Annotated in this window: 20 protein-coding genes and 1 tRNA gene; 10 read left to right on the top strand and 11 right to left on the bottom strand. The window is 69.8% G+C overall.

What is annotated here, in order from left to right:
- The first annotated feature begins 290 nt into the window (after nt 1–290).
- The 4 genes from ABD327_RS03975 to ABD327_RS03960 all read left to right on the top strand — a co-directional run bounded on the left by ABD327_RS03975 (nt 291) and on the right by ABD327_RS03960 (nt 2,684).
- Nucleotides 291–1,010 carry a CPBP family glutamic-type intramembrane protease gene (locus ABD327_RS03975; protein WP_344448743.1) on the top strand — a complete coding sequence of 240 codons (720 nt, stop codon included), beginning with the start codon at nt 291–293 and terminating at the stop codon, nt 1,008–1,010.
- A gap of 14 nt (nt 1,011–1,024) precedes the next feature.
- Nucleotides 1,025–1,360, top strand: a complete 336-nt coding sequence (locus tag ABD327_RS03970) for a PadR family transcriptional regulator (RefSeq protein WP_344448742.1) — start codon at nt 1,025–1,027, stop codon at nt 1,358–1,360.
- Nucleotides 1,357–2,067: a hypothetical protein gene (locus ABD327_RS03965; protein WP_344448741.1), complete on the top strand. Its 711-nt coding sequence runs from the start codon at nt 1,357–1,359 to the stop codon at nt 2,065–2,067. Before ABD327_RS03970 ends, ABD327_RS03965 begins: the two co-directional genes overlap by 4 nt.
- 257 nt (nt 2,068–2,324) lie before the next feature.
- Complete coding sequence (locus ABD327_RS03960) at nt 2,325–2,684, top strand: TSCPD domain-containing protein (RefSeq protein WP_344448740.1); 360 nt, start codon at nt 2,325–2,327, stop codon at nt 2,682–2,684.
- 260 nt (nt 2,685–2,944) lie between these two features.
- On the opposite strand, the gene galE is transcribed toward ABD327_RS03960, so the two are convergent.
- Entirely contained in the window at nt 2,945–3,898 is a 954-nt protein-coding gene (gene galE / locus ABD327_RS03955) for a UDP-glucose 4-epimerase GalE (RefSeq protein WP_344448739.1), read from the bottom strand.
- A 458-nt stretch (nt 3,899–4,356) separates the two neighbouring features.
- Nucleotides 4,357–5,613 carry an aspartate aminotransferase type Ic gene (locus ABD327_RS03950; RefSeq protein WP_344448738.1) on the bottom strand — a complete coding sequence of 419 codons (1,257 nt, stop codon included), beginning with the start codon at nt 5,611–5,613 and terminating at the stop codon, nt 4,357–4,359.
- 139 nt (nt 5,614–5,752) lie between these two features.
- On the opposite strand from ABD327_RS03950, the gene ABD327_RS03945 reads away from it, so the two are divergent.
- The 5 genes from ABD327_RS03945 (at nt 5,753) to ABD327_RS03925 (ending at nt 9,573) form a co-directional block, all read left to right on the top strand.
- On the top strand, nt 5,753–6,172 hold the full coding sequence (locus ABD327_RS03945; RefSeq protein ID WP_425547051.1) for a low molecular weight protein-tyrosine-phosphatase: 420 nt from the start codon (nt 5,753–5,755) through the stop codon (nt 6,170–6,172).
- Complete coding sequence (locus tag ABD327_RS03940) at nt 6,169–6,966, top strand: fructosamine kinase family protein (RefSeq protein ID WP_344448736.1); 798 nt, start codon at nt 6,169–6,171, stop codon at nt 6,964–6,966. Before ABD327_RS03945 ends, ABD327_RS03940 begins: the two co-directional genes overlap by 4 nt.
- Nucleotides 6,967–6,987: 21 nt before the next feature.
- The gene (locus tag ABD327_RS03935; RefSeq protein ID WP_344448735.1) at nt 6,988–7,809 is read left to right on the top strand and encodes a PSP1 domain-containing protein; all 822 of its coding nucleotides are present in this window, start codon (nt 6,988–6,990) and stop codon (nt 7,807–7,809) included.
- A gap of 130 nt (nt 7,810–7,939) precedes the next feature.
- Nucleotides 7,940–9,436, top strand: coding sequence for an alpha/beta hydrolase (locus ABD327_RS03930; protein WP_344448734.1), 1,497 nt, complete (start codon nt 7,940–7,942; stop codon nt 9,434–9,436).
- Between the two features lie 60 nt (nt 9,437–9,496).
- Nucleotides 9,497–9,573: transfer RNA gene (locus tag ABD327_RS03925), tRNA-Thr, on the top strand.
- A 70-nt stretch (nt 9,574–9,643) separates the two neighbouring features.
- On the opposite strand, the gene ABD327_RS03920 is transcribed toward ABD327_RS03925, so the two are convergent.
- The 6 genes from ABD327_RS03920 to ABD327_RS03895 all read right to left on the bottom strand — a co-directional run bounded on the left by ABD327_RS03920 (nt 9,644) and on the right by ABD327_RS03895 (nt 16,005).
- Nucleotides 9,644–10,567, bottom strand: coding sequence for a glycoside hydrolase family 16 protein (locus ABD327_RS03920; RefSeq protein ID WP_344448733.1), 924 nt, complete (start codon nt 10,565–10,567; stop codon nt 9,644–9,646).
- A complete protein-coding gene (locus ABD327_RS03915; protein ID WP_344448732.1) occupies nt 10,554–12,611 on the bottom strand; it encodes a glycosyltransferase in 2,058 nt (685 codons plus the stop codon). Before ABD327_RS03915 ends, ABD327_RS03920 begins: the two co-directional genes overlap by 14 nt.
- Before the next feature lie 176 nt (nt 12,612–12,787).
- Nucleotides 12,788–13,588, bottom strand: a complete 801-nt coding sequence (locus ABD327_RS03910) for a glycoside hydrolase family 16 protein (protein ID WP_344448731.1) — start codon at nt 13,586–13,588, stop codon at nt 12,788–12,790.
- Between the two features lie 305 nt (nt 13,589–13,893).
- Nucleotides 13,894–14,718, bottom strand: a complete 825-nt coding sequence (locus ABD327_RS03905; protein WP_344448730.1) for a protein phosphatase 2C domain-containing protein — start codon at nt 14,716–14,718, stop codon at nt 13,894–13,896.
- A 208-nt stretch (nt 14,719–14,926) separates the two neighbouring features.
- Nucleotides 14,927–15,496 carry a permease-like cell division protein FtsX gene (locus tag ABD327_RS03900; protein WP_344448729.1) on the bottom strand — a complete coding sequence of 190 codons (570 nt, stop codon included), beginning with the start codon at nt 15,494–15,496 and terminating at the stop codon, nt 14,927–14,929.
- Nucleotides 15,493–16,005 (bottom strand): SigE family RNA polymerase sigma factor, encoded by a 513-nt coding sequence (locus ABD327_RS03895; protein ID WP_344448728.1) that lies wholly within the window; start codon nt 16,003–16,005, stop codon nt 15,493–15,495. Before ABD327_RS03895 ends, ABD327_RS03900 begins: the two co-directional genes overlap by 4 nt.
- A gap of 172 nt (nt 16,006–16,177) precedes the next feature.
- On the opposite strand from ABD327_RS03895, the gene ABD327_RS03890 reads away from it, so the two are divergent.
- Nucleotides 16,178–16,810, top strand: a complete 633-nt coding sequence (locus ABD327_RS03890; RefSeq protein WP_344448727.1) for a hypothetical protein — start codon at nt 16,178–16,180, stop codon at nt 16,808–16,810.
- Between the two features lie 40 nt (nt 16,811–16,850).
- On the opposite strand, the gene ABD327_RS03885 is transcribed toward ABD327_RS03890, so the two are convergent.
- From ABD327_RS03885 to tmk, 3 genes are all read right to left on the bottom strand, one after another.
- Nucleotides 16,851–18,521 carry a S8 family peptidase gene (locus ABD327_RS03885; protein WP_344448726.1) on the bottom strand — a complete coding sequence of 557 codons (1,671 nt, stop codon included), beginning with the start codon at nt 18,519–18,521 and terminating at the stop codon, nt 16,851–16,853.
- An 83-nt stretch (nt 18,522–18,604) separates the two neighbouring features.
- A complete protein-coding gene (locus ABD327_RS03880; RefSeq protein WP_344448725.1) occupies nt 18,605–19,756 on the bottom strand; it encodes a DNA polymerase III subunit delta' in 1,152 nt (383 codons plus the stop codon).
- A gap of 48 nt (nt 19,757–19,804) precedes the next feature.
- Nucleotides 19,805–21,793, bottom strand: coding sequence for a dTMP kinase (gene tmk, locus ABD327_RS03875; RefSeq protein ID WP_344448723.1), 1,989 nt, complete (start codon nt 21,791–21,793; stop codon nt 19,805–19,807).
- Nucleotides 21,794–21,812 lie beyond the last annotated feature (19 nt).

The raw sequence follows: 21,812 nt of genomic DNA, 5'->3' as shown, positions 1-21,812 counted from the left end.
AGTCGCTCGGTGCCCTCCCCAGCGCCCCCTTCACTCGATCGACCACTGCTCTCCTCGGTGCCTCCGCCCGGGGACGTGTCGGGTGGTGACGAGCATCGGAGCCGTGAGTGTCGAGCTGACGGTCCGGCCGGGTCGGGTCGCTATCGGGCGAGCGGGGCGGGCAGGGAACTCGACGGCACTCGCGCTTCGGCGCTACCTGGCATCAGCGAATAGAACGAGCCGGTACCTAGATTGCATTCCTAACTAGCTAGCTCTAGCATCTAGCTAGCACCGCATCTAGGAGGTTCCTGATGACGCTCGCCCTCTCCCTCGCACTCGTCGCCTACCTGCTCCTGGCCAGCCCTGTGCTCGGCAAGCGCGCCTACGATCGGCTGGCCGCCGCCCGTGCTGCCGATCCGGGTGTCTACCGCCGCATGTTCGGGCTCTGGTGCGCGGAGTTGTGGCTGCTCGCCGCCACAGCCCTGGTGATCGTCGTCTTGTCTTCGGACCTCGGCCCGGCGGACCTCGGCCTGACGCTCACCGAGCCTCTCGGGGACACGCTCGGCACCGTCTCCGGATTCCTCATCGTCGGCGCGGTCTCGACCTACATCCTCCCCAGGTTCATGAAGGGCCGCCCGGTGCCCGGCCAGGGCAACGTCGTGCACCTGATGCCGCACACCAGGACCGAGCACTGGTATGCCGCAGGCCTGTCGGTGACCGCGGGCATCACCGAGGAGATCGTCTACCGGGGCCTGCTCATCGCGGTCGGGATGAGCGTCTTCGGGCTCGACCAGAAGACTGCGGCCGCCGCCGCGCTCGCAGTGTTCGCGATCGGCCACCTCTACCAGGGCTGGCACGGCATGGTCATGGTGACGCTCGCCGGCCTCGGCCTGACCCTGCTCTACCTGCGCACCGGCAGCCTCCTCCTGCCCATCCTTTTGCACATCCTGATCGACCTGCGCGGCCTGGTGCTCCTGGCACCCAAGCCGAAGCCGCAGCCGCAGCCGCAGCCGGTCGGCCTCGCCGCCTAGAGAGGATCCCCGACGTGATCAGCGACCGCCGGTCCAGTTGGCTCAAAGGAGTACTCGACCTGTTGGTTCTCGCCACCCTGACCGACGGCGAGAACTACGGCTACGAGATCGCCAAGAACCTCTCCGAGGCGGGCCTCGGAGAGATCAAGGGCGGCACCCTCTACCCGGTGCTGAACCGGCTCGAAGAAGCCGGCCTCGTCTCCGCCGAGTTCCGGGCCGCGGAGCGCGGCCCGGGCCGCAGGTACTACCAGCTCACTCCGCTCGGAGAACAGACACTGAACGAACAGGGCGGCCTCTGGCTGAGCTTCGACGAATCCGTCCGAGCCGTCCTGGCGAAGGGGCACCGATGAGCACCTACTTCGATGAGCTCACCGCCCGCCTGAACGCGGCCGGCATGCCGGACGACCGGGTGAAGGCCACGGTCGAAGAGCTCACCTCCTACCTCGCCGACAGCGGCGGCGACCCCGTGGACGAGTTCGGCCCGGCGGCCGACCTGGCCCGCGACCTGGCCGGCTCGGCGTCCGCCTCGGGCGAGCCCGCCGGGGACGCCCGCACCTGGCGCTGGACCGCCGACCTGTTCCACGACGTGAGAATGCTCAACGAGTACGGCGCCCAGGGCTGGGAGGTCCAGAAGGTCGACCGCAGCGGCCTGTTCAACTCGACCCGCGACCCGGACCGCCCTCAGCAATGGGAGTACCGGCGCGAGCCCCGCGGGCACAGGGCCCGGCTGGCCCCCGAAGGGTGGGAGCCGTGTGGCGGCTGGGTCGTATGGGAGTACTTCAAACGGCCCAAGGCCACGACGCTCGGTCCCGCTGCCGAGTTGACCGCCACTCCGCCGCAGCCCGAGCGCGGAGTCTTCCTCAGCCCGCGCTTCTTCGCCTTCGTCGCCGCCATGGTGGCGATCATGGTGGCGATCGCGGCGACCGTCGTTCTCCTCATCGGGTCACTCGACATCTCCGGCCACGGCCTGTCGACGGTGCTCGGACTCGTGACCGGGGCGGCAGCGGGCGCGGCCATTTCGGTGGCCGTCCTCTGGCTGCTCCGCCGACGCCGTTGACTCCTACGCGCAAGGACCCACGGCCACCCGCACATTCTCCAGACCACTCATATCGAGCCGCGTGGAAAAAGTCGCGCCTCGGCGGGCCGGATCTGCGATGTACCCGGCTGAGAGCCGCCACTTCTGCCGCGCGCCCGCGGCGTGAAGCTCGGTCGGCCTCCGGCGACGGCCCTGAGACGCGTCGACCCCCTGTCCTTGGGGAGTCGTTGGTGGTTCGGCGGCCGGTTCTGTCAGCGACCGGGAGTAGTTTCACCGGGGTGACGACGAGCGAGAGCGACCCGGTGCGCATCGACACCTCAGAGGGCGGAGTCCTCATCAGCTGGGGAGAGCCGGGATCCACCACAGCGGGTATGGCCGAGATGCTGTCCACGGCCTTGACGGTGTCCCTGCGGTCCGGTGTGCCCGCTTATCCCCTGATCGAAGAGTTGATGAATCTCCGATTCGTTCCCGACGGGCCGACAGGTGACCCTCTGGTTCCCTCCGCCGTCTCCGTCGCCGACCACGTGGCCCGGCGTCTGGCCTTCGACCGCCTCAGCTCCGAAGAGCTCAGGAAGCTCGGGCTGTCCGGCTCCGGTTCGGCCTGGGCCGACGCCTACACCTCCGGTGCGGGAACCTGATACCGCGACGACACGTCGGAGATCGTTCACGAGGCCGCCGGTCGCATGGCCGGCTCTGCTCCGGCTGCGCGGCCGGCGCCCGCATCACCGCTGGACGGCGGCTCGCAGCCGGTGATCTGTCGTCGCGGTGCCAGGCCCTCCGCGCACGGCGGACCACCGGCTGGACCGAGGTGCTTTCAGGCCCTCACCGGTAAGCCGTGTCTTTGCCCTGCCTACACGATTCATCCGGTTCCCGGACGGATCGGCTGGGCAGCCGTGGATCAGAGAGCGGACTGGAGGAAGGTCCAGGCGTCGTCGATGATCTCGGGGAGCGGTCGGTGGGCCTTCCAGCCCAGGTCGGCGGTGATGCGGGCGGAGGATGCGACGAGGACCGGGGGGTCGCCCGCTCGGCGGGGCAGGGTCGTGACGGGGATGGAATGACCGGTGACCTGGCGGGCGGTGGTGATGACCTCGTTGACGGAGTAGCCGGTGCCGCTGCCGAGGTTGTAGATCCGGTGGGTGCCGGGGGCCGCGGCGGCCAGGGCCAGGAGGTGTGCTTCGGCCAGGTCCGCCACGTGGAGGTAGTCGCGGATGGCGGTGCCGTCGGGTGTGGGGTAGTCGGTGCCGTAGAGGGTCACCGAGGGGGCCAGGCCCGCCGCCACGCGGAGGACGTTGGGGATCAGGTGGGTCTCGGGGTCGTGGCGTTCGCCGAAACCGGCGTAGGAGCCGCCCACGTTGAAGTAGCGGAGGCTGATGGCGGCCAGGCCGTGGGCGGCCGCTTCGCCCTGGAGGGCGTAGTCGACGGCGACCTTGGACTGCCCGTAAGGGTTGATGGGGACGGTCGGCGTGTCCTCGGTGATGGGTTCGTCGCCCGTCACTCCGTACGTGGCGGCCGTGGAGGAGAAGACGATGCGGCGTACTTCCGCCGCGCGCATCGCTTCGAGCAGGGCGAGCGTCCCCGCGACGTTGTTGTCCCAGTACAGCTCGGGTCTGGTCATCGATTCCCCGACCTGGGATTTGGCCGCGAAGTGCATGACGGCGTCGTAGCCGCCCTCACCGAGGACCCCTCCGGCCTGCTTGATGTCCGCTTGGACGAAGCGTGCGCCTTCCGGGACCGCCGCGGCCACGCCGGTCGTCAGGTTGTCCAGCACCGTCACCGTGTGGCCGGCTTCGAGAAGCTGCGTGGTGACGACCGATCCGATGTAGCCGGCGCCGCCCGTGACGAGAACCTTCAAACCATCCTCCAACCTGCCCGATCGAGTGTTCAAGGGATTCCCAAGTAGTTCACAACCGGCTGAGAGCAGGATCAGCGAGGCGAACGAACACGGGAGGAAACGATGAAGGGTTCGCGCCTGATGGCGCTCCTGCTCGCGATGGCCGTCCTGGGCACCGGCTGCCAGTCGCGGGGCTACGCGATGCCGGTGGAGACGTCGCAGAGCATCCCCCGCTGAAGCAGGTCCGGGCGTGCCCGGGCCTTCCTTTCGCGTTCCAGCACCCGAGGCGGCAAGAATCTCGACGACTCATGGTGTTGTCAAGGCCGCCGTGCGCGGTGGTCGCGGCGTGGCCGCCAGAGGCCATGGCCTGGTCATCCGTCTTCCGGAGTGCCGGTGGCGCCCATCCTGGCGGGGCCCGAAGGCCCCGCCGGACGGACGTCACCGGATGCCGGGCTGGTTCACCGGCTTCGGAGCGGACCTCAGATCTGCTTCTCGTACCCTGCGAGCCGGACGCAGGTGGCGAGGCCTTCGATGGCCACATCGAGCTCGGCCGGGACCGGGAAGGTCGGCGCGATCCGGATCGTCCGGTCGGCCGGGTCCTCTCCGTAGGGGTGGGTGGCGCCGGCCGGGGTCAGCGCGACGCCCGCCTCCTTGGCCAGCTGGACGACGCGCTTGGCGCAGCCCTCGGGCACGTCCAGGGAGATGAAGTAGCCGCCTTCGGGCTTGGTCCACTCGGCCAGGCCGGTCCCGGCGAGCTGCGCGGTGAGGATGCGGTCGACGGCGTCGAACTTGGGCCGGACGATCTCGGCGTGCTTGCGCATGTGCGCGGCGAGCCCCTCGGCGTCCTTGAGGAACTGCACGTGCCGCAGCTGGTTGATCTTGTCGGGCCCGATGGTGCTCTTGCCCAGGAAGCCCGTCATCCACTTGACGTTGGCCTCGGACGAGCCGAAGAACGCCACGCCGGCGCCGGCGAACGTCACCTTCGAGGTGGAGCCGTAGACGAACACCCGGTCGGGGTTCCCGGCGGCTTCGGCCTCGGCGAGGACGTCGAGGATCTCGGCCGGCTTGTCGGTGAGGTGGTGGACGGCGTAGGCGTTGTCCCAGAAGATCCGGAAGTCGGGGGCGGCCGTCCGCATGCGGGCCAGCCGGCGCACGACCTCGTCGCTGTAGGAGACGCCGGTGGGGTTGCTGTACTTGGGCACGCACCAGATGCCCTTGATCGTCGCGTCGTCGGCGACGAGCCGCTCGACGACGTCCATGTCCGGGCCTTCGCCCGTCATGGGCACCTGGATCATCTCGATGCCGAAGCGCTCGCAGATCGCGAAGTGCCGGTCGTAGCCGGGCGACGGGCAGAGGAAGGCGACGCGCTCACCGTCCGTCCAGCGGCCGGTGCCGCCCGGGACGCCGCTGAGCAGCGCGTGGACGATCGTGTCGTGCATGAGGGTGAGGCTGGCGTTGCCGAGGGCCAGCAGCCGCTCGGCGGGGACCTGGAGCCCCTCGGAGAAGATCTCGGCGAGCTCGCGGAGGCCGGTGAGGCCGCCGTAGTTACGCAGGTCCGTGCCGTCCGCGGACTTGTACAGGCCTTCCCCGGGCAGCGTCAGCAGCTCGTTGGAGAGGTCGAGCTGCGCGGGTGCGGGCTTCCCTCGGGTGAGGTCCAGCTTCAGCCCGCGGGCCTTGAAGGCCTCATAGTCCTGGCGAGCCTGTTCATGGAGTTCGGCCACTGTCTGAGAAGTCACTACGCGTCCCTCTGGAGATGCCGGTCCGGGCTTACGCAGGATATCCAAACGACGCAGGTGATCAGCGGGGCAAGGCATCCTTGATGCCATGACGTACCGCGTGACCTTTGTGTGTACAGGGAACATCTGCCGTTCGCCGATGGCCGAGCACGTCTTCCGGCGGCATGTCGAGGACGAGGGCCTGGACGTCGAGGTGGACAGCTCCGGGACGGAAGGCTGGCACAGGGGAGATCCCGCCGACCACCGGACGGTGCGGATGCTGGAGCGCAACGGCTACACCAGCGCGCACGCGGCGAAGCAGTTCCGGAACGCCTGGTTCGATCATTACGACCTGATCATCGCCCTCGACGAGGGGCACTACCGCGACCTGCGGGCGCTCGCCCTGAAGGAGGAGCACCGGGACAAGGTCAGGCTGCTCCGCTCCTACGATCCACAGGCTGTGGATCCGAACGTCCCCGACCCGTATTACGGTGACGAGACCGGCTTCCAGGAGTGCCTGGACCTGATCGAGGCCGCCATGCCCGGCCTGCTGGACGAGGTGCGCAAGGAGTCCCCGTGAGGCTCCTCGGCCTCCGCGCCGTCCGTTCGCGGGATCTCGGACGCAGCCATTCGTGGACGCTGCACCGCGTGACGCTGGAGGACGGACGCGAGGTCTTCGTCAAGAAGGGCGGCGACTTCGCGGCCGAGGCGAAGGGGTTGCGCTGGCTGGGCGACCCGGCCGTGGAGGTCCTCCAGGTGGGCGAGGGCATGCTCGTCCTTCCGTGGCTGCCGCCAGAGTCGGCCACCGTACCGATGGCCGAGGAGACGGGGCGGGCCTTGGCCGGCGTGCACCGCCGCGGCGCGCCCCGGTTCGGGGCCGACTGGACCGGGGACATCGCCGGCCTGCCGCTGGACAACTCTCCCGCGGACGACCCTGCGGGCGGCTGGCGGGAGTGGTACGCCGAACGCCGGGTGCTGCCGTACGCACGGACGGCCCGGGATCGGGGCGTCCTCGGCACCTCGGACATCCGGGAGGTCGAGGCCGCGCTGAACCGCGCCGAGCAGCCCGAGGAGCCGCCTTCCCGCATCCACGGAGATCTGTGGGGCGGCAACGTCCTGTACTCCGGGGGCAGGGGCCGGCTGATCGACCCCGCCGCGCACGGCGGCCACCGCGAGACGGACCTCGCGATGCTGGCTCTCTTCGGCGCCCCGCACCTGGCCGCGCTCCTGAGGGCTTACGACGAGGTCGCTCCGCTGGCCGAAGGCTGGCGCGACCGCGTCCCCCTGCACCAACTCCATCCGTTGCTCGTCCACTGCGTCCTGTACGGACGCTCGTACCGGGATGGCGTACTGGCCGCCGCCAGGTCCGTTTAACGGCCAAGTAATGTGATGTTCATGGGCATGGTGATGGCTGTCAGCTTCACCCGTTATGGACGGCTTTACTACCTGGATCCGGGGCCGCACAGCCCCCGCGTGGGAGACCGGGTACTGGTGCCCACCGACTACGGCCCGGAGGTCGCCGAGTGCGTCTGGGCGCCGCAGTACGTCACGGACGACCTCGAAGGCCTGCCGGTCTGCGAAGGACCGGCGACGGAAGAGCACCTGGCCCGGGACGAGGCCAACCGGATCCGCCGTGCCGAGGGCAAGGCGACCGCCAAGAAGCTCATCCGCCGGCACGGCCTGCCGATGAAGGTGATCGGCATCGACTACCTGGCCGAGGCCAACACCTACCGGTTGTACTTCTCCGCGCCCGGACGGGTGGACTTCCGCGCGCTGGTGAGGGACCTGGCGCGCGGGATGCAGGCGCGCGTCGAACTCCGCCAGATCGGGCCGCGCGACGAGGCCCGGCTGCAGGGCGGCATCGGCCCCTGCGGACGCGAACTGTGCTGCGCCACGTTCCTGAAGGACTTCGAGCCCGTGACCGTCCGGATGGCCAAGGAGCAGGACCTCCCGGTCAATCCGCTGCGGATCTCGGGGGCCTGCGGACGGCTGATGTGCTGCCTGAAGTACGAGCACCCGCTCTACCAGGAGGCCCGGCAGCGCATGCCCGACCCCGGCACCGAGGTCAGCACGCCGGAGGGCACGGGACGGGTCGTCGGGATCAACGTGCCGTCCGACCAGGTGACCGTCCGGCTGGACTCGGGACGGCGCTGCGCCTGCCCGTCCGCGTCGGTGTGCTCGCCCCGGCAGCAGCACGACGAGCGCTACCCCGGTTGATTTCGGCCCGGCTGACTTTACTTCGGCCGACTTTTCCGACATCACGGATGGTAATCACTTCGGGACTCGCCGTTTGTCCGTGTGGTGATGTAACCATGGAGGGACTACATCGACGAACAGGGGCGCAGGCGTGAGAGTACGGGGAGCGACCGCGGGGCTGGTGGCCCTGGCATTGGTGACGTCCTGCACCGGGACGAACGACCCGGAACCCGGCACGGCCCCGCAGAGCGGCTCCATCGCCGAGGCTCCCGCCCAGGCCGCGGCCCTCGCCTGGAAGGACTGCGGCGGCGGCTTCCAGTGCGCCAAGCTCAATGTCCCCCTCGACTACGCCGACCCCGGCGGCGAGAAGCTCACCCTCTCCCTGATCAGGCAGCCCGCCAAGGGCAAGAAGATCGGCTCCCTGCTCACCAACCCCGGCGGCCCCGGCGGTTCGGGCGTCCAGTTCATCCGCACCAGCGCGAGCTCCTTCGGCAAGCAGCTCCAGCAGCGCTTCGACCTTGTCGGCTTCGACCCGCGCGGCGTCGGCGAGAGCAACCCCGTGGAGTGCCTGTCCGACGGCGAACTCGACAGATTCCTGGCCACAGACGTCTCTCCCGACGACGCCGGTGAGATCGACAAGCTGGCCGAGGCGAGCCGGAACTTCGCCGAGAGCTGCCAGAGCGAGTCCGCCAAGATCCTTCCCTACGTCGGCACCCGGAACGCCGCCCGCGACATGGACCGGATCCGCGCCGCCCTGGGCGAGAAGAAGCTCACCTACTACGGCGCGTCCTACGGCACCTACCTGGGCGCCTGGTACGCCGAACTGTTCCCGCAGAACGTCCGCGCTCTCGTCCTGGACGGCGCCGTCGACCCGAAGGCCTCCTCCGCCGAGATCAACCTCCAGCAGGCCAAGGGCTTCGAGACGGCCCTGCGCGCCTTCACCTCCGACTGCGTCAAGCGGGACGACTGCCCCCTGGGCACCGATGTGGACGCCGGGCTGAAGAAGGTCAAGGACCTGCTGGACACCGCCGACCGCCAGCCCCTGAAGAGCACCTCCGACACCCGCCCGGTGACCGAGTCCCTCGCCACCCTCGGCCTGGCCACCCCTCTCTACCAGAAGGACGCCTGGCCGCTCCTGCGCACCGCCCTCACCCAGGCCATGAAGGGCGACGGCAGCATCCTGCTCCGCTTCGCCGACCTCCTGGTCGAACGCGAGGAGAACGGCAAGTACTCCAGCCAGACCGAGAGCAACATGGCCGTCAACTGCGTGGACAAGCCCACCACCGACCTGGCCGACATCAAGAAGCAGGCCGCCGCGGCCGCCAAGGCCGCCCCCCGCTTCGGCGAGTTCATCGTCTGGGGCGCCCTCCCCTGCACCTACTGGCCGACCAAGCCCGCAGAGCCCACCCGCGCCCTCACCGCCAAGGGATCCGCCCCCATCCTGGTCGTCGGCACCACCCGCGACCCGGCCACTCCCTACCAGTGGTCCAAGAACCTGGCCTCCCAGCTCGACAAGGGCGTCCTGCTCACCTACGACGGCGACGGCCACACCGCCTACCTGACCGGCTCCCGCTGCGTCACCTCCGCCGTCGACACCTACCTGGTCAAGGGCACCCCGCCCAAGGCCGGCACCACCTGCAAGCCCTGACCCGCCCATACACCCGCCGGACCCTGTAGACTGCTTCCCGCACCGGCTAACTCCGGGGCTGCCGCCTTAGCTCAGTCGGCTAGAGCGACGCACTCGTAATGCGTAGGTCAAGGGTTCGACTCCCTTAGGCGGCTCCAGCTCAGAAGGCCCCTCCCGATCCGGGAGGGGCCTTCTTGCTGTGGGGCGCCTAGTGGGGGCGGGGAGCGGTCACTGCGCGGGCTTCGACTGGTAGACGCGGACCCAGTCGACCAGCATGTCGGCGGGGAACTTGGTCGCCTTGGTCGGGGGGCCCTGCCAGTCGCCGCCCACCTGGAGGCTGAGGATGAAGTTCATCGGCTGGTCGAACGACCAGTCCTTGTAGCGCTTGAGCGTGCCGTACGGCTCGCCGTCGACCCACCAGCGGACGTACTCGGGGGTCCAGTCGACGCCGACCACGTGGTAGCGGGTGTCGAGCGACTGCTTGAACTCGGCCTTGGTGTCGATGACCTTCTCGGTCTGGTGCGCCGCGCCGAGGATGACGTCGGGCCAGGCGCCGACGACCTCCGTGATGTCGATCTCGGCGTACTTCTTCGAACCGTACTTCTGGTTCTTCGACTGGAGCCAGACGGCAGGGAAGATTCCCTGGCCGAGGGGGAACCTGACGCGGGCGGCGAAACGGCCGTAGGTCAGGTCGAAGCGGCCCGCTGTCTGGATCCTGCTCGACCGGTACTTGCAGCGCCCGTACCAGCACTTCTGCTCGTCCTTGTTCTCCGTGGCCGAGATGACGAGTGTCCCCTTGCCGTCCAGCCGCGCATTCGCCGGGTCGAAATAGGCCAGGCCGCCCACGCCCCAACCCTTGCGATCACCGGTCGCCAGGCTCCACTTGGTCTGGTCGAGGGGTGCCCCCGCCTCCCCGCCGTCGAACTCGTCGGACCAGACGAGGTCCAAGCCGCCCTTGCTGGTCAACTGATCGGACGCGGGGTCGATCGCCGGGGCGAGTGCGGGCTCCGCCCGAGGGCCGGCGCTCACCCGCTCGTTCCCGGTGGTCAGATGGACGAAAGAGCCGAAGGCCAGGACGCCGCCCGCGATCGACGCGACGACGATCTGCATGCGCGCGCCCCACGACTGCCTCGGCGAGTTAACGCCGCTCACCGTGACCTCCGTAACCTCCGAGAGGGTCTTCTTCGAACCACTGGCGCTGGGGCGACGGACCCCACACCCCATGCGGTCGGCGTTCCGGGTCGGCGAGAGTCGCCGAGGCGGACTGGCCGAGAAGGTCGAGCCGTTCGGCGTGCTGCCACAGGCCCCGGGTGGGCATCCCCTGGGCGGGTCGCGGCGGCCCGCCCTGAGGGAATGCCGGAGCCGGCCCGTTGCGGGGCGGGGCCTGGGGCGAGGGGGCGCCGGGGTGACCCGGTCGCTGCGATGCCGGAGCAGGGGAACGGCCGATGCGGACCGTGCCCTGCGGCGGCGCCATCGGTCCCGTACCGTACGGCGGCGGCGTCATCGGACCCGTGCCGTGAGGTGGAGGCACCATCGGACCCGTGCCGTACGGCGGCGGCGTCATCGGGCCGGTGCCGTGCGGCGGTGGGAAACCGGGCGTCGGACGTCCGGGCATCCCGTGAACAGGTTGGGGGTGAGGCGCCGTCGACGGGCCTCTCCGCTGCGGCAGAGGCGGGTGCGCCGGTGGTGCGCCGGCCATGTGGCCCGCGACGGGAACGGGCCGCATGGGGCCGGACGGCTGCTGCCGCCGCACCGTCCCGACGGGGACCGGCTGCGAGATCGTGGTGGAGAAGACCGAGGCCACGGGGCGCCGCTGGGCCTCCAGGTAGGTGCTCCGGTCGAACTGGGGGACCAGCGGTTCCTGCCGGACCGGGGGCGCGGCGGGCGCGGCGGCGGGTTCCGCGGCGACCTCCACCTGCTTGCGGGTGCCCCAGGAAGAGGTCTGCAGCGTCATCAGGGACCAGACCCGGATCGGGAGGAGCAGCAGGATGTGCATCAGCCCGTACAGCGGGGCCAGCAGGAAGATGCCCACCTTCTGGAAGAGGTTGAGTCCCGGCCTGGGAAGGTCCAGGTAGCGGACGGAGCGCAGGTAGCCGAAGCAGACGACCATGATGGCGTACTGCGCCAGCAGCAGCCGCCCGTGCAGGATCGGGAAGATCACCAGCGAGTAGAGCAGGGTGCAGGTGAAGACGAGCCAGGTGGCGATCTCGATGAACGACAGGAGGAACGCCATCGGCCGCTTGAAGGGGAAGGTCTTCAGGCACCAGAGGGTCTCGCGGAAGAACGAGCGGTTCCACCGGGCCTGCTGGCGCAGGTAGTGGTTCATCCGCTCGGGGACGGCCGTCTCGGCGATCGCGCTCGTCTGGATGAGGACCTGCCCCTCCATGAGGCAGTAGTTCGTCAGGCGGCGGTCGTCGCCGACGACCGCGGGCTGGCCGAGGAACATCTGGGTGCGGAAGTCGTCGAGGTACTTGTGGACGACCCAGCCTCGGTAGGCGGCCAGCGAACCGCAGCAGCACAGGACGCTCTTCAGCATCGAGTAGGCCGCCCGCTCGTACAGGAAGGCGTTGGCGTAACGCAGCTCGATCAGCCGGGTGAGGACGTTGACCTTGTAGTTGTAGGCGAGGACCATGCCGGTCGCGCCGGTCACCTTCTCGTCCGCGTACATCGGCGCGAGCAGTTCCTCGAAGGCGTACTCGTCCAGCACGGTGTCGCTGTCGACGCCGATGTAGACGTCGGCGTGCGGCGCGGTGAGGAAGCCGCGGGCGAGGGCCTCGCGCTTGCCCATGTTCTTGGGCTGGCGCAGGACGAGCAGCCTGACGCCGTACTCCACGAACGTTCCGATCAGCGATTCGGCGATGCGCGCGGCGTCGTCCGACGCGCTTCCGTCGTCGACGACCATCACGGTGCGCGGCGGCTCGGTCTGCTCCGCGATCGTCATGAGGCAGCGCCGGAGGATCTCGGGGTCCTCGTTGTAGATGGGCACGATGACCGCCGCGTCCAGCAGGTCCTCGCGGCGCACCCGCGGTCTGCGCTTCGGCGAGTACGCCAGGGCCAGGAGCAGTTTGACCGTCAGCAGGCCGAGGAGGATGTATCCGAGGGGGCCGAGGTCCGAAGGGGTGGCGTAGCGATAGGCGACGTATCCGAAGAACGCGAACGCGACGGCACTGCCCCACCGGGAGGCTTTCTTCCTCAAAGTAAACCCTCCGGCGCGACCTACATCAAACGATTTTGCTTACCGGGCGGTTAGGTTACCTGCCAAAACGTCCAAAACGCGAAATTTAATCAAAAAACCTCGTCGCCGAGTGCAACCTTCCAGAGCTCTCCGAAATCAGCCGGGTCCAGGGGCTCCCGGAGCCCGGCGTCCGGCCCCTACTTCTTCCGGTGGACCCGCACCCAGTCGACCGCCATGGTGGCGGGGAACCTGGTCGCGGCGTTCGGAGGCCCCTGCCAGTCGCCTCCGATCTGGAGGTTGAGGATGATCTGCAGCGGCTGGTCGAACGACCACCCCTTGTAGCGCTTGAGCGTCCCGTAAACCTTGCCGTCGACCTGCCAGCGGATGTGCTTGGGCGTCCACTCGATGCCGTACACGTGGTAGCCGGCGCTCACCGGCTTGTTCAGGGCCTTCCAGAAGCTCACCACCTGCTTGGTCTGGTGCGCGGCCCCGTAGACGTTGCGCGGCCGGGCGCCGACGACCTCGGCGATGTCGATCTCGGCGTACTTCTTCGTCCCGTACTTCGCGTTCCGCGTCTGCAGCCAGAACGCCGGGAACACGCCCTGCCCGACCGGGAACTTGATGCGCGCGGAGAACCGCCCGTACTTCTGCATGAAGCGCTCCGCCGTCTGGAGCCGCGCGGACCGGTACGCGCACGGACCGTAGTAGCACTGCGTGCCGCTGCTGTCCTTGCGCGCGGTGATCAGCAGCCGGCCCGCCCCGTTCTGCTTCGCGTTCGCCGGGTCGTAGTAGGCCAGCCCCCCGACGCCCCAGCCGTTCCGGTCCCCTGTCTGGGCGTACCACTTCCGCGGGTTCGGCGGCGCGTTCTTCTTCCCGCGGAAGTCGTCGGACCAGACGAGTCTCCACTTCGGCGCGGCCTCGGCCGCCTCCGGGAACACGGGCAGCGTGCTCGAGACGAGCAGACCGCAGACCACGAGCGCGGTCACCGAACGGGACATCTGGATTTCTCCTTGCTTGTCACCTCTCGCACCTTTCGACCCGGTAGAGAATGCCACCGAGATCCGCGGGGCGTACAGGGTGCGGCCGGGGATATCGATGTGATCGCCGGATCCGGGGCGACGCCGCCCGGCCCCGTAGGCGACGACCACCATGGGTGATCACGCGGATGCAAATCGTCAGACCCGGGTGTCACAGTGGGCAGCACGGTGAACACGGGGAGGGCGATCATGGCGGCGCCGCTGCGCATGTTCGCCTTCGAGGTCTACGAGCGGCTCCGTACCCGTCTCGGTACGGAGCGGGTCGGTCAAGAGGAGAGGATCCAGTGGACGGCGGTCGCGTCGTCGCGGGTCTTGGGGCGGGGCCACCGGGTCCTGTCCGGGTCCGACGCCTCCGCCTCGCGGGTGCGGCGGATCAGGCCGGACGGCCCCTCTCCGTCGAGGATGTCCAGTGTTCCGGCCCAGCTCCGCAGCCCGAACAGGTCGACGAGGCGGCTGGCGCCGTCGGTCATCACCGACACCGAGCGCACCTCGTCCAGCGGAAGGGAACCCGTGAGGGCCTCCCGGGCGGCGGCCGGATCCGTGCAGGCCACCCAGAAGCCGTCCGGGTGGTTGCGGTAGGCCGCGATCTTCTCCGCTCTGGACAACCGGGAGAAGACTCGCGTGTCGCCCCGGAGCAAAGGCCCCTCCCCGAGGGACTCGATCCTGGCTCGCAGCGTCTCCACGCGGTCGTCGGTCACTGCCAGCGGTTCGCCGTCGGATCGGGCGAGGAGCACCGTCGAATCCGCCAGGACCAGGTATTCGAGCTCGTCGCCTCTCGCTCTGGCGACGGCCACCGTCGCCGAAGGCGAGTGCGGGTTGCCCACGTCGCACGTGTCGGCATGCGCCAGGACGACACGTTCGATGGCGGACTCGAGGGCTTCGGCCAGGGTCGACGAATGGTCGGTGACGGCCCCCGCCAGAAGTCCGCCGAGGGTGCGGGCGTACCAGGCGACCGAGTGGGTGCATCCCGGCTCCAGCCCCGGAGGCGCGCTGGCCCCGTCGATGACGACCACCGCTCCGGGCAGCACGGCCGCGAAGTCCTCGTTCTCCTTGCCGGGCCTCCCCGGCTCGGTACCGACCGTCACCCGCACGCCGACACTTTACAGAGCGGCGTGCGGGGTTCCGGTCCGCTGCCGTTCCCCAGCGAGCGGGTGACAGCCGACCCGTTCGCCGGGCCCGTGATGCAAAAGGGCGGACGGCGTCGATCGCGCTTCAACGCTGATCTGATCGACGTGTGAAGCTCACCCGTCCGGTGTTCGAGGTAGGGCTGAACGGCCTGCCGCGACGGTCGTGCCGTCGTCAGTTCCGGGAGGCGTTTCGTAGAGCCTCGTCGTCGACGATCTGATCGATGCCCGGAAGACCGCTGAGGGCCAGCCGAATCGTCGGTGTGCTTCCAGGCTCGGCCTCCACACGGAACGAGTCCGGAATGTCGCCTACCTTCTTCGTCGCGACGATGCCCGGCCTGTCCTGGAAGAGGATCCGGAACCGTTCAAATGCCTCTTGCTTCGACTCGTATGTCACCTTTCGGACCTCGGGCAGGGATTCCAGCTTGTCACTGATGGCCTGCCGCTGCCGGTCGGTGGATTCGCGGCCCTCGCATTTCGAGCTCGAGGATCTCTCAATGCAGAAGTAGACCGAGGTCTGGTAGGAATCGGCGGACGAAGCGAACGCCTCCCCGACGGACGGGACCGGGGACGGGTCTCCTGGGAAGAACATGACTCCTCCGACGACCGCGGCCACCGCGGCCGCCGCGGAGAGCGGGGGAATGAAGGAGAAGCGGCGAGTGGGGGCCGTGAAGGTCGGGAACGCGTCGACGGTCCGGGCGGCCGTGTGGAGCGCGTCGCGTAGGCGTTCTTCGGTGCTGTTCACTGGTGCTCCTCCAGGAGTCGGCCGAGGGCGGCTACGCCCCGGGAAGTGGTGGACTTGACGGTGCCCCTGCTGATCCGCATCGTGGCCGCGGCCTCCTCTTCGGACAGGTCGAGGAAGTAGCGCAGGATCAGGGCCTCTCGTTGCCTCGCCGGAAGCCGCTGGAGCGCGGCCAGGACCTGTCTGCGGTCCTCGCCGACCATCACCTCGGACTCCGCGGACCAGGCCGGCGGCAGGTCGTTCCCCGGAAACGGAAACCGCCTGCGGCGCAGGACCGACCGGGAGCCGTTGAGCACGGCGGACCGGGCGTAGACGAGGGCCTTTCCGGGGTCCCGCAGCGATCGCCAGCGTCGGTAGAGCCCCAGGAACGCCTCCTGGACGACGTCCTCCGCCGCCTGCCGGTCGCCGACCATGAGGAAGGCGAGCCTGGTCAGCCCGAGCGCGTGCTCTTTGTAGAGCTCGGAGAACGTGCTCTCGTCCGGAGGGCCCAGGAGCACCGTGTCGACATTCATGTCCCAGAGACGCCGCTACGGCTCTGAGGTTGCCTCAAAGGTGCGAGAAGTCCAATGAATCCGGAACGGCCGGCACCCGCCCGGCGTCCCGGTGCGGGAGGGACGCTGCTCACTGTGGACCGGGCCGGACGAAACGTCATGATCCTCCTGTATCAGGGACTTGGAGAAGAACATGCGTATCGCACATGCCGTCGCGGCCCTCGTGGGCGTCGGGGTCCTGAGCGCCTGCACGGTCACCACCGATTTCGACGCGACCGGGCCCAGCGGCAGGCCGTCGAGCCGGACGACGGTGAAGACCGACGTCGACGCGCCCCCTCAGCGGCAGGACCAGTCCCAGGGGACGCAGCCGCAGTCCCGCCGGGTGGCCTCGGCGTCGCAGGCGGGCGGGCTGGTCAAGCTCACCGGTCAGGGGGCCGTCAGCGACGTCGCGATCGACCCGGGCGAGATCCGCCCGAACATGACACTGGTCATGGACAACTACCAGTACCGGGGCCGGTCGGGAGATCCGGTGCTGCTCGTCGCGGTCGACAACGTTCCCGAGGACACCAACACGCGGCGCGAGCACCTGTGGCGCGGGATGCTGGAGTACATCGGCTGGACGTACGGGGGCGTCACCGCGGAGCCGTACGCGCCGGGGCCGTACGGCGGCTCCCTCGAGTGCTTCCTGGCCTCGCTCTCCGAGAGCGGCAACGTCATCTGCGGCTGGGCGGACGAGAACACCGCGGGCGTCGCGCTCTTCCCCGACAGCGACCTCTCGACGGCGCCGGCCACCTTCGCGGCGATGCGCGGCGACATCGAGCGGTGACCGTCCCGCGGGCGGCGGAACCCGCCGCCCGCGGGAACGGCTAGCGGACGGCTCGGGCGGCGTTGACGATGCCGACGCCGTAGAAGCCGTTGCGGGCCCGGGTTCCTTCGCACTTCTGGGTGGTGCTGCCGCGCGTGCCGGAGGCGCCGAACCATTCATAGGTGTGGTTCGCGGGAACGGGGCAGGCGTGGGGCACGGCTGAGGCGCGCAGCCGTGCCTCCACCTTCGCGGGGTCCATGGTCAGCCCGCCGCCGGGGGCCTTCCTGCCGAAGCGGCTGACGATGAGGGCCGCCACTCCGGCGACGTGCGGCGCGGCCATCGAGGTGCCCTGCAGGGACAGGTAGTAGCCGTCGCCCTGGCGGACGACGTACGAGACGGTCGGCTTGCCCTTCGCGTCGATCCGGCGGTTCTCCAGCGCCACGTTCTTGGGGTAGGCGGCCCAGATGCCGCCCTTGTCGTCGACCTTCTTGGCCTTGTTGTCCAGCTTGTCGCCGCCGGGCGCGGCGAGCGCCACGTAGCCGAGGCCGAAGCTGGAGAAGTAGGACTTGCGCTTGCTCGGCCCCGTGGACGAGACCGAGATGACGTGGTCGCCCTCGGACGGCTGGGAGACGCAGCTCGGCGAGATCTTCCGCGACCGCGGCTTCTGCCCCTGGGTGATGGCGAAGTTCGGGCTGGCCGCGTCGGTGATCTCCTTGCTGTAGTCGGCCTGCCCGTTGCCCGCGGCCGAGATCAGCGTGACGCCCTTGCGGTGGGCGTAGCGCAGCGCCCGGTTGGTCGCCTCGATCACTGTCTTCTGCTGGAGCCGCTCCTCGGCGCTGTCCGCCGGGTTGTCGAGGCAGTTCCACGCCCAGGGGTCGATGTAGTACGACATGTTGACGATGTCGATGCCGTGGTCTGCCGCGTACGTCAGGGCGTCCAGGGTCGGCTTGAGGAAGAAGTAGCCGGAGTCCTGCCCCGTGCGGAGGTTCACCAGCGTGACGTTGGGGGCCACGCCCTGCACGCCGATCCCGTTCCGCGGCGAGGCGATGGTGGACGCCACGTGGGTGCCGTGCTCGTTCTCGTCGACGTCCACCGGGTCCTTGCAGGACTTGTCCCGCTCCTCGGCGCACGGCCCGTCGAGCTTCGTCCCGTTGGCGTCCACGGGCTGGTCGACGGTGAAGTTGCGGCTCAGCTTCCGGTCGAAGTTCGGCGCGATGTCGGGGTGCCTGCCGTCGATGCCGGTGTCCATGACGCCGACGAGCACCCGCCTGTCCCCGCGTTCGAGGCGGTGCGTCCGGTCCGCGTCGATCTGCCGGAGGTTCCACTGCAGCGCGCCCAGCGGCTCGCCCTTCGCCCTGCGCCCGGGCCTGGGCGCGGCGCCCGTCCCGAAGAGCTTCTCGGGCGAGCGCGACAGCTTCTCGGCCGCCCCCGGCAGCGCCCCGACCACCCTGTTGGTGGTGGCGCCCTCCAGCGCGGACGCGGCGCCCACCCTCCGCAGGAAGGCCGCGTCGGCGGTGCGGACCGTCGCGACGCCCAGCACGGTGTTCTCCTCGACCACCCGCCCTCCGGCGGCCCGCACGGCCGCGCGGGCCGTCTCCGGGGCGGCGCCCTCCTCGTAGAGGACCACATACTCCTGCTCCTGCGCGCCCTGGGGCTCCGCCCGTACGGGCACCGTGACCAGGGCCCCCATGACGACTGCCGCCGCGGACGTGGTGGCGAGAACGTGCCGCATTCCAACTCCCCGAAACTGGATCGTCCTCCAGATACTACGGAGAGTGATGAATCGGTGACAGGGCTTCGGAGTAAGAAGTCCGTTCAGCCGGTACGAAGTTCCAGCATCATCGCCTCGACGGCCAGCAGCGGGTTGACGTTGGCGGCCAGCCGCCTCCGGCAGGCCATGATCGCGTCCAGCCTCCGGATCGCCGCCTCCGCCGAGAGCTTGCGGGCGTAGGTCTGGATCTCCGGCAGCCGGTCGGTGTTGACGACCGGCACGGAGGCCCCGAAACGCAGTGTCAGCACGTCCCTGTAGAACGACGCCAGGTCCAGCAGCGTCCGGTCGAGGGCGTCCCGCTTCAGGCGGGTCGCCCGGGACTTCTGGCGGTCCTCGAGCTCCTTCATCGCCCCCGCCGTGCCGCGCGGCATGCGTCCCTTGGCGGACTCGCCCAGCGCCTGGCGCATGGCCGCCGTCTCGGACTCGTTCAGCTCCTCGGTGAGGGCCTTGGCCTCGGCCTCGGCGCCCTTGACCAGCGCTTCGGCCGCCATGACGGCCGGTCCCACCGCCGTCAGCCGCGCCGGGACCGAGAGGACGTCCTGCCGCCGCTGCCTGGCGGAGGAGTCCCCGGCGAGCCGGCGGGCCCGTCCGATGTCCCCCTGCGCGGCCCTGGCCGCCACGGAGGCCAGGTCGTGCTCGATCCCGTCCCGCTGGACGAGGAGGTCTCTGACGGCGTCGGCGGACGGCGTCCGCAACGTCACCAGACGGCACCTGGAGCGGATCGTCATGACGAGGTCGTCCGGGGACGGCGCGCACAGGAGCCACACCGTCCTCGGAGGGGGTTCCTCGATCGCCTTCAGCAGCGCGTTGGCGGCGGCCTCGGTGGCCCTGTCCGCGTCCTCGAACAGCACGACCCGCCACCGTCCGCCGCTCGGGCTGGACGCCGCGCGCATGACGAGCGCGCGCGTCTCCTTCACGGAGTACGAGAGGCCCTGGGGGCGCACCACCTCCAGGTCCGCGTGCGTTCCCTGCAGCACCTGGTGGCAGTTCGCGCAGTACCCGCATCCCGCGGGCTCCTCCAGGCACTGCAGTGCCGCCGCGAAGGCCGTCGCGGCCGTCTGGAGGCCGGAGCCGGGCGGGCCGGTGAACAGCCACGCGTGCGTCATCCCGCCGGACCCCTGACGGGCCGCCGTCACCGCCGCCTGGAGCTGCGCGACGACCGGCCCCTGACCCACCAGGTCGTCGAACACCGTCATGCTGCCAGGCTAATCCCTCCGCCGCGAAGGCACGACGCCATCGGGCCGTCAGGCATCGGTGATCACCGGGAAGGTCGAGGTGATGTCCTCGGTCGAGGCCGGAACCGGGTCGGGAAGGACGCCGAGCACCTTCTCCTGGATCTGCCGGGTGATCTCGGACTGCGCCAGGGAGGCGTCCACGATCAGGTAGCGGTGCGGCTCTGCCTCCGCGAGGGCGCGGAAGCCCCGGCTCACCCGCTCGTGGAACGCCGTCGGCTCGGACTCGATGCGGTCGGCGGGAGTGGAGAACCTGTTCAGCCCCAGGGACGGCGGAACGTCCAGCAGGACCGTCAGATCCGGCTGGAGACCGGACACCGCCCACTCGTTGACGGCGCGGAGCTCCTCGACCGGGAGCTCACGTCCGAAGCCCTGGTAGGCCAGGGACGAGTCGATGTAGCGGTCGGTGATGACGATCGAGCCGCGGCCCAGCGCCGGCAGGACGACCGTGTCGACGTGCTGGGCCCTGTCCGCCGCGTACAGCAGGGACTCTGCGCGGAAGGAGAGCCCCGTGGTCTCGCGGTCGAGGAGGATCGCCCGGAGCCGCATCCCGACCTTGGTGGCGCCCGGCTCGCGGGTCGTCACGACGTCGAAGCCGTTGTCCCGCAGCCAGATGGCGAGCAGCCGCGCCTGGGTCGTCTTGCCCGCGCCCTCTCCGCCTTCGAAGGCGATGAACAGGCCGCGCTCCTTCTTCGGCACGGGCGGGACGTAGGGGACGCCCGTCAGCGCGCCGGAGAGGTCGCGGCGGAGCGGGATGCCGCGGCGGTCGTCCATCAGCCGGTAGGAGACCAGGCCGGTGATCAGGGTGAGGAGCGCCGCGACGAGCAGGACGCCGTTCACGCCGTCCGCCCGGTAGCCGAGATCCCCGACGCGCAGGGCGTGCTCGCCGATCGCCCCGGCGGCCAGCGGAGCCAGCCCCAGGACGGTGATCAGCGAGATCCGGGCCATCGCCTGCAGGTAGCCGGACGCGCGGTCCCGCAGCTCCTCGCGGAACTCCCCGTCCACCAGGGCGTGGCCGCCGCCGACCGCGGCCCCCGCGCCCAGGCCGAGCAGCGCCGACAGGAAGAACAGCGCCACCAGGTCGTGGACCAGCGCGACGGGCACGAGGACGAGCGAGGTCAGGATGAGGGTCAGGCCGAACAGCCTGCGCCTGCTGAAGCCCGGCAGCATGCGGGGGCCGAGGAACAGGCCGAGTCCCAGGCCGACGAAGACCGCGGCGAACACCATCCCGTATCCGGCGTCTCCGCCGTGCAGGGAGTCCGCATAGATCCGCGCGACGCCGAGCACGGACGCGCAGGCGATCGAGGCGCCGATGGTTCCGACGACGAGACCCCGTACGAGGGGCGTGCCTCCGACGTACTTCCAGCCGTCCAGGACCTGCCCCACGAGCGAGGGGACGGAGACGGGGTGCCGTACGCCCTTCAGCGAGAACACCGTCACGAGGCTCACCAGGAACACCGCCCCGGTGACGTACAAGGTGAGATCCGGCCCCGGAAGGACGGCTTTGGCGATCAGTGCGACCCCCGCGAACAGCAGCCCGGCCACCGGGGCCGAGCCGTACGCGGCCACGAGGGCCAGCCGCCGGGCGCCTTCCAGGTTCTTCTGGGGCACCGTTCCGCCGAGCACGGAATCGCCCGCCGCCCGCCAGAAGAGTGTGAGGAACTCCACCAGGAAAGCGGCGATGAACAACCATTCCAGCCGGTCCACGATCGGGACGGACACGATCAGTCCGGCCCGCAGCGCGTCCACGACGACCATCGTCCAGCGGCGGTCGAGCTGTTCGGCGATCGCCCCCGCCAGCGGGCCGAAGAGCACCACCGGCAGGAGCTTGGCGATCAGCACGGCGCCGACCGCGTACGCACCGGACGTGTAGCCGTCCGTCAAGGACCACGCGAAAGCGGTGAGCGCGAGCACGCTCAGCCAGTCCCCCAGGCCGGACAGCGACAGCGCGATCCACAGCCGGCGGAACGGCTTGATCCGGAAAACGCCTGGATTGTTCATGCCAGGCAGGGTATCGGCG

It is taken from the genome of Actinocorallia aurantiaca, from assembly GCF_039533685.1.
In the GTDB taxonomy this organism is placed as follows: Bacteria; Actinomycetota; Actinomycetes; order Streptosporangiales; family Streptosporangiaceae; genus Actinocorallia; species Actinocorallia aurantiaca.
Note: the sequence above shows the minus strand (reverse complement) of the source record. Positions and strands in the feature narration are given on the sequence as shown.

Excerpts from the sequence above, each read along its gene's own strand:
- ABD327_RS03975 (WP_344448743.1), top strand. The coding sequence starts at position 291 with ATGACGCTCGCCCTCTCCCTCGCACTCGTCGCCTACCTGCTCCTGGCC.
- ABD327_RS03965 (WP_344448741.1), top strand. The coding sequence starts at position 1,357 with ATGAGCACCTACTTCGATGAGCTCACCGCCCGCCTGAACGCGGCCGGC.
- ABD327_RS03945 (WP_425547051.1), top strand. The coding sequence starts at position 5,753 with ATGGCCGAGCACGTCTTCCGGCGGCATGTCGAGGACGAGGGCCTGGAC.
- ABD327_RS03935 (WP_344448735.1), top strand. The coding sequence starts at position 6,988 with ATGGGCATGGTGATGGCTGTCAGCTTCACCCGTTATGGACGGCTTTAC.
- ABD327_RS03910 (WP_344448731.1), bottom strand. The coding sequence starts at position 13,588 with ATGTCCCGTTCGGTGACCGCGCTCGTGGTCTGCGGTCTGCTCGTCTCG.
- ABD327_RS03895 (WP_344448728.1), bottom strand. The coding sequence starts at position 16,005 with ATGAATGTCGACACGGTGCTCCTGGGCCCTCCGGACGAGAGCACGTTC.
- ABD327_RS03890 (WP_344448727.1), top strand. The coding sequence starts at position 16,178 with ATGCGTATCGCACATGCCGTCGCGGCCCTCGTGGGCGTCGGGGTCCTG.
- ABD327_RS03885 (WP_344448726.1), bottom strand. The coding sequence starts at position 18,521 with ATGCGGCACGTTCTCGCCACCACGTCCGCGGCGGCAGTCGTCATGGGG.
- ABD327_RS03880 (WP_344448725.1), bottom strand. The coding sequence starts at position 19,756 with ATGACGGTGTTCGACGACCTGGTGGGTCAGGGGCCGGTCGTCGCGCAG.
- tmk (WP_344448723.1), bottom strand. The coding sequence starts at position 21,793 with ATGAACAATCCAGGCGTTTTCCGGATCAAGCCGTTCCGCCGGCTGTGG.